Source organism: Butyricimonas sp., assembly GCF_019423355.1.
GTDB classification, from domain to species: Bacteria; Bacteroidota; Bacteroidia; order Bacteroidales; family Marinifilaceae; genus Butyricimonas; species Butyricimonas faecihominis.
In genome coordinates this window covers 69,024-83,850 of the sequence record NZ_JAHZBP010000006.1, presented here as the reverse complement: position 1 = coordinate 83,850, position 14,827 = coordinate 69,024, and the positions used below count along the sequence as shown (strand labels likewise).

Genomic DNA, 14,827 nt, shown 5'->3' with positions numbered 1-14,827 from the left:
CATGGCAACAAACTCCTCCGTCCGCTTTTGCGGCCACCTCCTCTATGAACAGAGGAGGAGCTGGAATACTATCTTGCTCTAAAAGATGTGTATAGAGGGCGACGTTGATAAGTTAAAAACTAAAAGCTAAAAGTTGGCTCTCCTTCAACTTTTAGCTTTTACTTTTTAGTTCTTTTATCGGACTGGAAATGCGATTGTGAACTTACTTCCTTTTCCGATCTCGCTTTCAACCCAGATTTTTCCATCATGAGCTTCCACGAAATCTTTAGAAATGGCTAGTCCTAGCCCGCTACCTTGTACTTTGGTCCCCGGAACCCGGAAATAGCGGTCGAATATACTTTGGTGGTATCTGGGGTCGATTCCTTTGCCGAAATCCTGCACGAATATTTGTATGGTCTGGTCCACTTCCTTGGCTCCCACGATGATCCGGGAGTTCTCTTTCGAATAATGGATGGCATTGGAGAGGAGATTCGTGATCACCCAAGCTATTTTTTCACTATCTACAAATAGTTTATGAATCTTTTCGGGGTACTCCACTTCAATATTGCATCCGAAACGTTCGGCCAGTACCCGGGTGGCTGCCACGGCATAGTTGATCAATTCGATCGGTTTCGTGATCTTCGGGCTTAAAATCAGCTTTCCGGTTTCCACTTGGGTCAATTTGAGTAGTTCCCCCGTGATATTTAACAGTCGGTCGCTATTTTCTTTTATGCTACTTGCGAGAGATTGTTGCTCGGCGTTCAAGCTGCCAATCCGTTGATCTTCTAGTAATTTCAAGCTCATCATGATAGCTGAAATCGGGGTTTTAAGCTCGTGCGAGATCGTGGAGATAAAAGTTGTTTTGGCCGAATCGAGTTCTTTGAATTCCGTGATATTCTTTAACAAGATCACGTTGCCGACCTGTTTTTCTCCCTCGGTTTCGGTCTCCGTCAATTTAATCGGCACGTAAACGGCTTGGAAAAAACTCTCCTTGTCGTCGGCGTATATCTTTAGCGGCTCGTGCTTTTCGTTTGGATGTACCAGTTCGCGAATAAGGCGGCGTAACAAGTCGTTCTTCAACGATAACTCGTCGGCAGATTGGTGAATCATCTGTTCCCGTTTGAGGTTTAACACGGTTAAAGCCTCCTTGTTCACGAAAAGAATTTGTCGGTCATGATCCAGACCGATAATCGGTTCATGAATACTGTTGACGATAGCCTCCAAGTATTTTTTGCTGGATAACAGGGTGGCCAGTGAACTTTGCTGGTACTCTTCTAGGCGTTCGGCCATATCGTTGAAAGAAGTTGCCACTTCATTAAATTCCCGTGTAGAGTCGAAATGCAGGCGTTTACTGTAATTGCGGTGGGCAATCTCCACGATCCCGCGTGTCAACTCGCTGATCGGGCGGGTAATTTGCGTGGGAAACAACAGGAGCAAGGCGAGGGCAATCCCGACACTACATATCCCGATAATAGAAATCCATAACGTGGCCTGTCGGGCCGTGTCTTCGGCAATCACGCTATTGCGTTGAATCGAGGCCATGTTCAGGCTCATGATCTGGTTCAGATCCAACCGGAGTTGCCGGATGTTCTGTTCGCTAGGATTCTCGTCCAGCAATTTGAAATGGCGGGCCAAGCGGTTGGTGGCTTCCGACTCGTTGATTTCCGTGATATTCAGTCTCTGTTTTTCGAGGTTCTCCATGAATATATTCAACGCTTCCCGGTCCGTTTCAAGATTATCGAGGGCATAAAGCATACCTTTCGCGTAATCGAGCGAATTGTAGTTATCGGACAGGATATTTTTCGTGTCATCGGCCAGTTTATCAATGTAACTGATCGCCAGAACACCGAGTAGCACGATGATCATGAAAAGGAGACCGATTCCCGATGTTAATTTCGTTTTTATTTTCATACCCCTAAACTTAATTCGATTTAATGATATTTTCAAGAATTCTTCCGTATTTATGACCCGAGAATGATTAAATCTACATTTAATATCGCCAGATTATTCAATAACCTCTTGTATCGAAGGGCTGAACGCACGTATGAAAACAACTGGATGTTGGGTTTTCCCACGCAAACCGTGCTAATCTGCCTTTCCCGGCAAACATTGATGATGGTTCCGATAATGTCGTTCGATTGTATTTGAAGTACCTCTCCGCCCAGTTCTGATGCCAGCTTGAAATGATTGATCAGGTAACGTTGCTTGGCCAGTGGGATGCGGTCAGCGCTTTCGTGACGGGTTTGCACGTGGAGGACCACGAATTTGCTATTGTAATGGGTAGCTAGGCGTGCCACTTTCCGGATGAGTTTGCGTGGTGTTTTTTCCTGACTACTGATACAGGCTAAGAAGCGTTCATGGCGTAGGCCGATATTTTCCACCACCTCGTTTTCCACCTTTTTCTCCACCCGTAGGGCGACCTCTTTCAAGGCTAGTTCCCGGAGTTGAAGGATGTTTTCCGATTTGAAGAAGTTACGCAGGGCCAGTTCAATTTTATCCGGTTTGTAAATCTTTCCGGCTTTTAACCGGGAGATCAATTCTTCAGCGGTTAAGTCGATGTTCACCACCTCGTCGGCCTGTCCTAACACGCTATCGGGGACTCGTTCCTTTACCTCGATTCCGGAAATGTCCTGTACCTCCCCGTTCAGGCTTTCGATGTGCTGGATATTCACGGCCGTGATAACATTGATCCCCGCGTCCAGCAAGTCAAGCACGTCCTGCCAGCGTTTCTCGTTCACGCACCCCTCGATATTCGTGTGGGCCAGCTCATCAACAATCACCACTTCCGGGTGTATTTGTAAAATTGCCTGTAAATCCATCTCTTCGACTTCCTTGCCCTTGTAAAATAGTTTTTTGCGGGGAATGACGGGAAGGCCTTCCAGTTTGGCTGCCGTGTCAACACGACCGTGTGTTTCCGCGTAACCTACTTGTACATCAACTCCCGCGGTAAGCAAATCATGTGCTTCCCGTAACATCCGATAAGTTTTTCCGACCCCGGCAATCATGCCGATATATATCTTTAAATGACCTCTCTTAGCCTTTCTGATAAGACTGAGGAAGTGTTCAACGTTCTGTTCCTTGTCCATAACGACCTGTAAGATAGCAAAAAATATGCAAGATGAATATGGTTTGCTTTATTTGCCTGTTAATCAGCGTTTATCGAAATGATGGGCGATTCGATAAATGATAAAACCTTTTCATTTTGGTAGGGTATTTTTCCAAAATAGTAACCGTGTCGATTTCGTGTGAATAATCTTTGGTCTGTTTTTTGCATTATCGAAAGCATAAACTGGTATTGCAATGAAAAGAGTGATTTTATATGGAATAGTACTACTACTATGCGGGTGTGATTTAATCGAGTATCATCCGTACGATGTGCGTTTGCACGGGGAAACGGGTATAAACGCGAAGAATATAGCTCGTATAGAGGAGATTTGCGAGGGGAAGGACACCTTGCGGTTCGTGTTAATGGGAGATAGCCAGCGTTGGTATGACGAGACGGAAGATTTCGTGAAGGCGCTCAACAAGCGGGATGACGTGGACTTCGTGATCCACGGCGGGGATATATCCGATTTCGGCTTGACGAAGGAGTTTATGTGGGTGCGGGATATTATGGGAAAGCTGAAAGTTCCTTACGTGGCCTTGCTGGGGAATCACGATATTCTCGGGAACGGGATGGATGTTTTCCTGAAGGTGTACGGGAAAGAGAATTTCTCTTTCAAGGCGGGGAATACTAAATTTGTTTGCATGAACACGAATGCCTTGGAATTCGACTACTCGCACCCGGTGCCGGACTTTACTTTCATGTACAATGAATTGCAGGACACGGTGGGATACCCCCGGACGGTTCCGGTGATGCACGTGCAACCTTTCAACGTGGAGTTCAACAATAACGTGGCCCGTGGTTTTCATGCCTTGTTGCGGGAGTTCCCGGGGGTAGAGTTTTGCTTGCACGCTCACAGTCACACGCTACTTCATGAAGAATTGTTCGAGGACGGGATCCCGTATATCGGTTGTGCCGCGATGAAAGATAAGAATTATTTGTTATTCACCTTAACGCCGGGAGGGTACGAGTATGAAGTGGTCTATTATTAGAATTGGCATCGTGACCCTGTTCATGGGACTGGCGACGAACGTGCTAGGAATGACGGATGATGACCGGGAACAACGACGGGCGGAACGGCATCAGCGTAAATTACAACAATACAAGTCCGGGTGGAACCGTATGATCCCGAAGTATCAAAACGTGCAATATGCCGGTTCGATGGGATTGCTTTCCCTTGGCGTGGGTTGGGATTACGGGCGAAAGAAACAGTGGGAAACGGAGATCATGTTCGGCTTGGTTCCTCGTTTTTCTTCCAACAAGGCGAAAGTGACGTTCACGTTGAAACAAAATTACGCGCCGTGGGAGGTTAGTCTCGGCGGCAAGTGGTGGTTGGAACCACTGGTGACGGGACTGTACATGAACACGGTGTTATCCGATGATTTTTGGGTGAAGGAACCGGAGAAATATCCGAATAACTATTATAAGTTTTCCACCCGTGTACGCTTTCATATCTTTACCGGACAGCGAATTGCTTTCGATCTGGGGCCTCATTCCCCCTTTCGTCGAATCACGGCGTTTTACGAGTTGAGTACCTGTGATCTTTACGTCATCAGTAGTGCCACGAATAAATACGTGAGAACATGGGATATACTGAGTCTCTCGTTTGGAGTGAAACTGCATATCTTGTAATTCCCAACTACCCCCACTAGCTCCCCCTTACACAGGGGGAGAAACCGCTTGGTAATCAACTCTTTCCCTGTGTAAGGGAGAGAAACCGCCTGATAATCAGCTCTCCCCCTGTGTAAGGGGGAGTTGGAGGGGGTAGTTGGAAAACTAAAAGGTAAAAGTTAAAAACTAAAATTGGAAATCAAAAAGCGTCGGCTTGTGGGTGGAAATCTAAAATTAGCAAGGGGAGTACGGCGAAGCCGGGAGGAAGTTGGTTTACTGTAAATTCGTATATAAGTTTCATTATTTCTCGTATATTTGTTGAACATTGTTAAAACAAGAAATAGCATGAAAAGAGTATTTGTATCCGTATTTTTTGTCCTCGTGGCGATGATCATGAATGCGCAGGATATTGCCGGACATTGGGGTGGAACCTTGAATATTCAGGGCGTGAAATTAAGGCTTGTTTTTCATGTTTCCCGCTCCGGGGATTCATGGACGACGAAGATGGATAGCCCTGATCAGGGGGCAAAGGGGATTCCCACGGGGAAAACGGAGTACGCGGATAGCGTGTTGACCATCACGGCACCGGCCCTTGGGATGAAATTCTCCGGGAAATGGCAGGGGGCCGATAGGATACAAGGAACTTTCATGCAGGGCGGGTTGACACTGCCGTTGGAATTAACGCGAGTGGATGGAGAAGTGGCTCTTGCACGTCCGCAGGAACCCAAACCACCCTACCCGTACCGAGTGGAGGAAGTGACCTTTGAAAACACGAAAGCGGGCGTGACCTTGGCGGGTACGCTGACTTTACCGGAAAAGGGCGATCATTACCCGGTTGTCGTGTTGATTTCCGGTAGCGGGCCGCAAAACAGGGATGAAGAAATATTAGGACATAAACCTTTTCTCGTGCTTGCCGATTATCTCACTCGGCAAGGGATCGGGGTGTTGCGCTTTGATGACCGGGGGGTGGGACAGTCAACCGGGAATTTCGAGACGGCAACCACGCTTGATTTCGCCGATGACGTGGAGGCAGCCGTCCGCTTTTTAAAGAATGACCGGAACGTGCGAAATATCGGGCTTATCGGGCATAGCGAGGGTGGGATGGTCGCTCCCCTCGTGGCCAGTCGTTCCGGGGACGTGTCTTTCATCGTTCTGTTGGCGGGTCCCGGGCTACGGGGTGACCATATATTACTGGAACAGCAAAAAGAGATGGGACGGGTGACGGGAGCGACTGCCGGGGAGTTGGATTACTCGGCTGCCGTGAATCGCCGATGTTTTGACATCGTGCTGTCGAGCGCGTCGAGCCGGGAGGCCGAACCGCTTTTGAAAGCGTATATGGATAGTTTAGCCCAAACGGGGAAATTGCCGGTAAACATGAAGGACGAGCGAGGTGCCGAACTTTGGCGTCGACAAGTGCTGTCCCCGTGGATGTATTTCTTCGTGAAATACGACCCTGTTCCCGTTTTGAGGGACGTGAAATGTCCGGTGCTGGCTTTGAACGGGAGTCGTGACCTGCAAGTTTTGCCAGAAAACTTGGGGATCATCAAGGAAGGTTTGGAGGCTGGGAGAAACCGGAGCGTGACCGTGAAGGAATTACCCGGGTTAAATCATCTTTTCCAGACTTGCGAATCAGGTTCACCCGCTTTATACGGCACGATAGAGGAAACTTTTTCGCCCGTGGCCTTGAAAGAGATCGGGGATTGGATCAAGGGGAAAGGATTTTAGATCCTATCGATTAAGTGATTAAGTGATTTCCGATTCAGTGATTTAATGATTTTAGATTAAGTGATTTAATGATTTTAGATTTTAGATTCCAGCCGCACGGGGCCGGCGCTTTAACTACCCCCTCCGGCTCCCCCTTACGCAGGGGGAGAGACGGATGCGAGAAGGTACAACAATGTAACAATGCAGCCTGTCGGGGCTTTCCCAAAAGTCATTTCATTTCAAAAAACTCCTCCGTCACTTCGTGCCACCTCCTCTATAAACAGAGGAGGAGCTGGTGACTCTTCCCGAAGACAGGGAGTATTTCAACTCTCCCTCTGTTTATAGAGGGAGTACCCCGAAGGGGGGAGGGAGTTTGAAAATGACTTTTGAACACCCCTTCGAGGGGGCATTCTAAATTCTAAACTCTAAATTCTAAATTAAAAATATATACCATGCAATACCTGCGACTTTCCCGATACCCGAAATTCCACACCCCGGTGGCCCGACGCCTGTTTGTGATCGGCTTGTTATTGCTATTGATGCTCCCGACCGTGGAGGCACAACGGAAAAAAGTAGGCGTCGTGTTAAGCGGTGGGGGAGCGAAGGGCGTGGCACACATCGGCGTGTTGCAAGTGCTGGAAAAAGCGGGAATCCCCGTGGATGTCATCGTGGGAACCAGCATGGGCTCCATCGTGGGCGGTCTGTATGCCATTGGTTATTCGGCCGATCAACTCGATAGCCTCGTGCGGGTGCAGGATTGGATGTTCCTTCTAAGTGATAAAGTGAACCGTTATGACCTGCCTTTCGGGGAGAAGGAACAGGATGGCAAGTACTTGCTTTCCGTCCCTTTTGACCGGGGGAAAAAGCGTCCGTCAGGTTTTATCAGCGGGCAGAACGTGTATAATCTCTTTTCCGATCTCACGATAGGTTATCATGATTCCCTTGATTTCCTGCAATTACCGATCCCGTTTGCCTGCGTGGCGGCGGATATGTTCCACCGGGAAGAGATCGTGATGAAGGGAGGAAATCTCGTGCAGGCGATGCGGGCGAGCATGGCCATTCCGGGCGTGTTTACCCCGGTGAGGACGGGTGACCGGGTACTGGTTGACGGGGGGATATTGAATAATTTCCCGACAGACGTGGCCCGTGCGTTGGGCGCGGAGATCGTGATCGGGGTTGACGTGCAGGCCGATTTGATGAAGGAGGACAAGCTGGAGTCTGTCTCCGGCGTGATCCCGCAGATCATCAACCTTCTCTGCATGAACAAGCACGAGGCGAACGTGAAGCTTGCCGATCTGGTGATTCGTCCCGATATGAAAGGATACACCGCCGCCAGTTTCAGCGCCCGCTCGATCGACTCGCTACTGGCCCGGGGAAAGGTGGCGGCACTGCAACAATGGTCCGAGATCACGCGGGTAAAAGAATTGATCGGGGAGTCCGGGAACGTGGACAACGAGATCCCGAAAGCCCGTCAACCGGAAAAAATAGCCATTCGGAATGTTATTATCCGGGGACTGTCCCCGCGGGAGGAAGGATGGGTGCGTCGGAAAATGCGGATAGAGGAAAATAGCGAGATCACCTTGAATGATATTCATCGTGAAATAGCGATTTTATACGGCACGAAAGCATTCGTGGCGGTGAATTACCGGTTGCTGGGGACAGCTCCCCACGATTTGGAGTTAAGCCTGAAATCCAATCCCATGAGTACGTTGAATATCGGTTTCCGGTTCGATTCGGAGGATATGGCGGCCATCTTGTTGAACACGACTTTAAACAACAGGAGCTTGCGGGGGTCACAACTGGCATTAACCGGGCGTTTGAGCAAGAATCCTTACGTGAAACTGGAATATTCACTGGAAAATACCTTCTTGCGAGGGTTTAACCTCGCCTACATGTTCCGCTATAATAACGTGGATTATTACCGGAAGGGGAAGAAAACGAATAACGTGACTTATCGTTACCACGCGGGGGAACTGGGGCTGTCCAGCCTGTACCTGCGTAATTTTAAGTTCAAGGTGGGGTTACGCTACGAGTATTTTGATTACAATTCCTTGCTTTTCTCCAACGAGGACGAGGTGATGAGCGTTCGTCCCGAGGGCTTTTTCAGTTATTACGGGGTGGCGGAACTGGACACGTACGATCGTCGATTCTACCCCTCCCGGGGCGTTTCCTTGGAGGCCGCTTACTCGTTGTACACGGATAACTTGGCGACGTATGACGGGGGATCGCCGTTTTCCGCCCTGTCGGTTCGTTTCTGCCCGGTTGTTTCCCTTTCCGACCGTTTGAAATTACTACCTTCCGCGTTCGGGCGGGTGTTAATCGGGCATGATCCTGCCTATTCTTACTTTAATAATCTCGGGGGAACGGAGTTCGGACGTTACAACACGCAACAGATGCCTTTCGTGGGAATTAACCACGTGGAGGTATTCGAGAATGCCGTGATCGTGGGGAAATTGGAATTCCGCCAACGCATGGGGCGAAAGCACTATCTTTCCGTTATCGGGAACTATGCCCTGCAAGATGATAACTTCTTTGACCTCTTCGGGCGTAAAGGTATATGGGGTGGGGGAATCGGTTATTCCCGGGACTCTATGCTGGGACCGATTGATCTGGTCTTTACTTTCTCCGACTGGTCGGAAAAGTTAGGGTGTTACTTTAATCTGGGATTTTATTTTTGAGGGGGTAGTTGGAAAGTTAAAAGCTAAAAGATAAAAACTAAAAGTTGAAAATCAAGAAGCATCGGCCTTGTGCGACTGGAATTTAAAATTGGGGCTGTCCAAAAAGTCATTTCTTAAACTCCCTCCCGGCTTCGCCGTACTCCCTCTATAAACAGAGGGAGAGCTGAAATACTCCCTGTCTTCGGGAGGAGTCACCAGCTCCTCCTCTGTTTATAGAGGAGGTGGCACGAAGTGACGGAGGAGTTTGTTGGAAATAAAATGACTTTTTAGACAGCCCCATAAACCTTACGCTCCCAAGGTAGAGTGAATGGAGTTAGAAGTAATTTTCCCGTCGGCGGTCATGGCGAGACTGTAGACGTGGATGTTCTCGGGCTTGACGAAAGAGGGGACGACGATGGTAGTCACGCCGTTCTCACCCCTGTCGCGCAGTTGCTGGACAAGGGCAAAATGGTCTTCGGGACTGTAGATGACACCGTAAACGCGGTCGTTCGTCCAGCAGTAGGCACCCTCGTAAACGGTGGCTTCCTGCGTGAAGGTGATGCTATACATCTCGCCCTCCTCGGCGGTCACGGCGGGAGTCTCCGCGTCGGCGAGGGGCGTGACACGGGAACGGAGCCTTGTTTTCTCGGCGATGATCTGTTCGAGGTTCAAGTTGGCCTTGCTGACGGTCACGGAAGGAACGAGCAACGGGCCGGCGGCGAAAAGGACTTTCGTCCAGTCGATCTCGCTGGTATACTCCTCGTTGGCTTTTTTCTTCGGGTCGACGGGAGAGTCCGGGTGAATCTTCGTGGTAGTCAGCACGCCCTCGCGTTTCTTGTTGACGCTCGTGAAACGGTTGGCCCACTTGATACCGTTCGTGTCACGGGGAAAGGTCACGTGGAGTACCGGGTTCAGGTACCGTACCTCGGCGTTAAGGGCCGAGAAGCCCGACGCGTTGATTTTTTGCTCCTCGTTCAGGGGCGCTTGCTTGCTGTTCTTGGCTCGGCAGCCGACTTCGCCGTTGCCTAGATTGGAAAATACCTCGTTAGCGACTTTCCCGCTCTTCTGGTAAAAGTTGGTTGATTTTATTCGTGCCATACTTTCGAGTATTAGATAAGTATTTCAAAACGCCTTTCCCCACGCTTCGAGGAAAGCACATGGTAAAGGTATGACCCTTTTTCGACTTGAACAAGAAAAAATGAATTTATTTTTAAGAAAAATTAACCTATTTTATACATATCCTGTCTCATTCCCGTTTGGTAACTGGCGATAAGCGTGCAAAACGTTAGCTATCTTCGTGATAAGTTAACTGTACCTTTTGTAAGTTACCGGTAAGTCACCGGAAAGTTACCGGAAAGTTACCGGAGTAACACGGTGACTTGCCATTCACGATTTGGTAATTTCCCTAAAAAAATGTAAACTTGACATTAAGGTGTGTTTAAGCATTATTGGAGGTTTATCGAATCATTTAAGAGGAGGCATCATGAGCAAGAAAAAGAAGAAGAAAAAGAAAACCGCGCTACCGGTCAATCAACAAGCGACCACTCGTTCCGGCGGTATCACCACGTATTACCGGAAAGGCAAGGAATGCCATTGTGCCAGCAAGCGCCCCGCCGGATCGACAGAGGTACGTGATCGTCGCCGTGCGAAGCGATCGGAGAGGCAACGACTGTTGACAAGTGTTTTCGCGTTCGTTGACAGGCTCGTGAAAATCCTCCAGCGGAAACTTGTGGGAGCCAACTCGTGGGTCCCCTTTGCCAAGGACACCTCCATGACTGCCCCGAACCTGTGTCACAAGGTGAACGGCACAGTCTGCGACGAGCACGGTGTGGAGAACTTCCGGGCCTTTGTTTTCAGCGTTGGCTGGCTCGCCGTGCCGCTTTACACCCGCGTCCGCCGTGACGGGTGGACCTTTACCCTCGAATGGCGCCACCACGGCATACTCGACGAGACGAGGGACAACGATACGCTCGTCGTGGGTTACTTCTACGACTGCCTGCCCGACGCGCCACGCGTGCTTCACCTTCCCGCGGTGACCCGTGCCGCCGGGACGGCCACTTTCACGCTACCCGATCCCGAGGGTCCCGGCAGGGAACCTCTCTCCCCGGACACGGTCGTGCATATTTATCCTTATCTCGCCAGTCCGGATACGGACGAGTACACCCGTTCCGTTTACCTGCGCGTTCCGCCCGGTGCTGATGACACTCTTGGGTGAAGGGGCTGTCCAAAAAGTCATTTTATCATCAAAAAACTCCTCCGTCACTTCGTGCCACCTCCTCTATAAACAGAGGAGGAGCTGGTGACTTCTCCCGAAGACAGGGAGTATTTCAACTCTCCCTCTGTTTATAGAGGGAGTACGGCGAAGCCGGGAGGGAGTTTAAAAAATGACTTTTCGGATAGCCCCTTCAAAACTCTAAATTCTACATTCTAAACTCTAAATTCTACATTCCGAAACTGTACATCCCGATGTTCTCGTACACGATGCTAAGGATTCCCGCGAGCAGGATTCCGGCGCTGCATACAACGAGACTTATACGTGAATAATTGTCAGAGTTGAATCTGGCGATCGGTTGCTCGTTCTTGTTGATAAACATGGCCTTTACCACTCTCAGGTAATAGTAGAGAGAGATAATGGTGTTCAACAGGGCGATGAAAACCAGCACGTAATATCCTTGTTGTGCCGCGGCGGCAAATATGAAGAACTTGCTGAAGAACCCGGCAAATGGCGGGATTCCTGCCAGCGAGAACAGGGCAATCATCATCACGAAGCTCAAGCGTGGATTCGTGGAGTACAACCCGTTGTAATCATCAATCGTGATCTTGCCGGAGCGATGTTCCACGACAGCGATAACCCCGAAGGCAGCTAGGTTGGATAGCATGTACACCAGCACGTAGTACACCAGTCCGGTCATACCCATGGCCGTCCCGCTGATCACTCCCAGCATGATGTACCCGGCTTGAGAGATGGAGGAATAGGCGAAGAATCGTTTCAGGTTCTGTTGCCGTATGGCGAAGATATTGGCCAGCGTGATAGAGGCTATAATTACCCAGTAGAGGATGGCCTGCCATTCCTGAACGAGCGGGGCAAACACTTTATAGAGAATGACCATCAGCACGAATGCCGCGGAGCCTTTCGAGATCACCGACAAGTAGGCGGTGACGCTGGTCGGGGCGCCCTCGTACACGTCCGGGGTCCACTGGTGGAAAGGAACGAGTGATAACTTGAATCCCAGTCCCACGAAAAAGAACACGAAAGCCATCATCTGGAGCGGGCTACTGTTTAACCCGGCGGGGATGTCCTCGAAATACAGCGTTCCCGTGGTCCCGTAAATTAACGAGATCCCGTACAACGATAAGCCGGATGCGAACACGGCGGTAAGGATGTATTTGGCACCCGCCTCGGCCGATTGTTGCTTGTATTTGTCAAAAGCGGCAAGTGTTGCCATCGGTATGGATGCCGTTTCCAGCCCGATAAAGAACATCAGGAAGTTCCCGGCCGAAATCATGAAGTACATACCTAGCAGCGTGGCCAGCGTGATCATGTAGAATTCTCCCCGGCGGATAATCGTGCGCTCGCTGGAAAGCCAGTTGTTGGCTTGCATGAACACGAGCAGTGTCCCGATGCTCAGGATGGATTTCATGACCCCACCCATTGCCGTGCTGTGATACATCCCCCCGAAAGCCGTCACGTCCGGGGCGGGCCAGATATTCAGCAGGATATGAATACCCACGAGAATACAAGCTATCGGTTGAAAATACCTCAAGCTTTTCGGGGTGCCGAATATGTCGTAAATTAAGAGTATAACGATCACCGCTACCAGTGATATTTCCTCCTTCATTAATAAGAAATTAGCGTAACCCATTTTTATTTTAGATTTTAGATTTTAAATTTTAAATTCCAGCCGCACGAGGCTGACGCTTTTTGATTTCCTAGTTTTAGCTTTAATCGCAAGATCGTATTCCAGCTCCTCCTCTGTTCATAGAGGAGGTGGCTGCGAAGCAGACGGAGGAGTTCGTTGCCATGTAAACGCTTTATTTACAAGAACTCCCTCCCCCCTTCGGGGTACTCCCTCTATAAACAGAGGGAGAGCTAAAATACTCACCGTCTTCGGGAAACCTTTCATTTTCAATTCTCCATTTTCAATTTTCAATTGTTCATTGTAGGGCAGCAAGCACGGAGCCGAGCGATGCCCGGATCATGTCGGAGAGCCATAGAGGTGCCAGACCGATTCCGGCGATGGCAACAATCAGTATGATCGTGGAAAAACGTTCATACCAGTTGGCATCGGTGAGGGCATAGTGATGCTCGTTGACCACGCTCCCGTAGAGTAGTTTCCCGACCACTCGCAGGATGTACACGGCCGTGATCACGATGGACGTGCAAGCGATGATCGTGAATACCCGGTGGAAGGTGTCCGTCTCTTGGAACGCTCCCACGAACACGGTCATTTCTGCCACGAACCCGCTTAATCCCGGAAGACCGAGGGAGGCGAGACCGGCAATCACGTAACACACGCCGAGGTAAGGCATGATCTTCATCAAACCACCCATTTCCCGGATGTCACGAGTATGCGTGCGACCGTAGATCATTCCGATCAGGGCGAAGAACAAGGCTGTCATCAGACCGTGGGAAAGCATCTGCATCACGGCTCCCGTCATGGCCGTCTGGTTCAACATCAGGATGGCGAACAATACCAGCCCGCAGTGGCTCACGGACGAGTAAGCGTTGATGTATTTCAAGTCCGTTTGCACGATGGCCGAGTAAGCCCCGTAAACAACGCTGATACCCGTGAGGATGATGAATATCCATGAAAGCTCTTTAGCGGCCTCCGGCATCAGGTAGATGGCTACCCGGAAACACCCGTAACCACCCAGTTTCATCAATACCCCGGCATGGAGCATGGAGACTGCCGTGGGGGCAGAGGCGTGACCGTCGGGTGACCATGTATGGAACGGGAATAATGCTCCAAGGACCCCGAACCCGATGAATACCAACGGGAAGAACCAGCGCTGCAGGCTTTCGGGCATGGCGTGGGCTTGCGCTATTTCCTGCAAGTTCATCGTGAGCGCCCCTGTCGTCGAGGAGTGGAAGTAGATGCCAAGAATCCCCACGAGCAGCAGGGCAGAGCCTCCCATCAACATCAACGTCAGTTTCATGGCAGCGTATTCCTTTTTCCCGCTACCCCAGACGCCGATCAGCAGGTACATGGGGATGAGGGCCACCTCGTAAAACATGAACATGGTAAAGAGGTCCACGGAGATAAAGAAACCGAATACCCCGATGGCCAGCAGGTTAAACCACAAGAAATACTCTTTTTGCAGGAAGTCCATTTTCCATGACGCGAATGTACCCGTGAAGACGATGACGGCGGAAAGCAGCAACATGGCTACCGAGATCCCGTCAACTCCCACGGAATAATGTATGTTCAAGGGAGCGTACCAAACCGTGTCGGCGGTAAACAGCATTTCTGCCGTGTTACCGGCCCCCCGTTCTCCTAAATATGCAAATACCAACCCGACGGCTAAGGCCAGCAACAGGGAAGCTCCCGTGGCCACCGCTACACGAATTTGTTGCAGGTTCTTTGAAAGAAATAACCCGCCCATCGTGAGTATTGGTATCAGAACGAATAATGATAAAAAGTTCATATCTATTTTAATTTATTAGTCTATAAAGTTTATAAGGTTCATAAAGTTCATAAGGTTCGTGGACCCCTGCGGGGCGCTTTGTCCACGGCAGCAGGAGCTGCCGATAAACACTGTCCGAAGGACACCC

General features: G+C 49.9%; 10 protein-coding genes. 5 read left to right on the top strand and 5 right to left on the bottom strand.

All coding sequences use genetic code 11. From position 1 onward, the window contains the following. Positions 1–174: 174 nt before the first annotated feature. Both QVC79_RS09730 and QVC79_RS09725 read right to left on the bottom strand, forming a co-directional pair. Positions 175–1,890, bottom strand: a complete 1,716-nt coding sequence (locus QVC79_RS09730; RefSeq protein WP_270593068.1) for a sensor histidine kinase — start codon at positions 1,888–1,890, stop codon at positions 175–177. A 50-nt stretch (positions 1,891–1,940) separates the two neighbouring features. After that, positions 1,941–3,065 (bottom strand): sensor protein KdpD, encoded by a 1,125-nt coding sequence (locus QVC79_RS09725; protein ID WP_270593070.1) that lies wholly within the window; start codon positions 3,063–3,065, stop codon positions 1,941–1,943. A 214-nt stretch (positions 3,066–3,279) separates the two neighbouring features. Between QVC79_RS09725 and QVC79_RS09720 the strand changes: the two genes are divergently transcribed. The 4 genes from QVC79_RS09720 to QVC79_RS09705 all read left to right on the top strand — a co-directional run bounded on the left by QVC79_RS09720 (position 3,280) and on the right by QVC79_RS09705 (position 9,075). Then, positions 3,280–4,074 carry a metallophosphoesterase family protein gene (locus tag QVC79_RS09720; RefSeq protein ID WP_270593071.1) on the top strand — a complete coding sequence of 265 codons (795 nt, stop codon included), beginning with the start codon at positions 3,280–3,282 and terminating at the stop codon, positions 4,072–4,074. Continuing rightward, complete coding sequence (locus QVC79_RS09715; RefSeq protein ID WP_270593072.1) at positions 4,055–4,714, top strand: hypothetical protein; 660 nt, start codon at positions 4,055–4,057, stop codon at positions 4,712–4,714. The genes QVC79_RS09720 and QVC79_RS09715 overlap by 20 nt, the downstream gene beginning before the upstream one ends. 324 nt (positions 4,715–5,038) lie before the next feature. After that, entirely contained in the window at positions 5,039–6,418 is a 1,380-nt protein-coding gene (locus QVC79_RS09710) for an alpha/beta hydrolase family protein (RefSeq protein ID WP_270593074.1), read from the top strand. Positions 6,419–6,849: 431 nt separating this feature from the next. Continuing rightward, positions 6,850–9,075, top strand: coding sequence for a patatin-like phospholipase family protein (locus QVC79_RS09705; RefSeq protein ID WP_270593075.1), 2,226 nt, complete (start codon positions 6,850–6,852; stop codon positions 9,073–9,075). A gap of 285 nt (positions 9,076–9,360) precedes the next feature. Here QVC79_RS09705 and QVC79_RS09700 read toward each other — a convergent pair whose 3' ends face one another. Beyond that, positions 9,361–10,152, bottom strand: a complete 792-nt coding sequence (locus QVC79_RS09700; RefSeq protein ID WP_270593077.1) for a hypothetical protein — start codon at positions 10,150–10,152, stop codon at positions 9,361–9,363. Between the two features lie 385 nt (positions 10,153–10,537). Between QVC79_RS09700 and QVC79_RS09695 the strand changes: the two genes are divergently transcribed. Further along, complete coding sequence (locus tag QVC79_RS09695; protein WP_270593079.1) at positions 10,538–11,269, top strand: hypothetical protein; 732 nt, start codon at positions 10,538–10,540, stop codon at positions 11,267–11,269. 226 nt (positions 11,270–11,495) lie between these two features. On the opposite strand, the gene QVC79_RS09690 is transcribed toward QVC79_RS09695, so the two are convergent. Then, a complete protein-coding gene (locus tag QVC79_RS09690) occupies positions 11,496–12,917 on the bottom strand; it encodes an NADH-quinone oxidoreductase subunit N (protein WP_270593080.1) in 1,422 nt (473 codons plus the stop codon). Between the two features lie 292 nt (positions 12,918–13,209). Continuing rightward, positions 13,210–14,700, bottom strand: coding sequence for a complex I subunit 4 family protein (locus QVC79_RS09685; protein ID WP_270593082.1), 1,491 nt, complete (start codon positions 14,698–14,700; stop codon positions 13,210–13,212). Between the last annotated feature and the right edge of the window lie 127 nt (positions 14,701–14,827).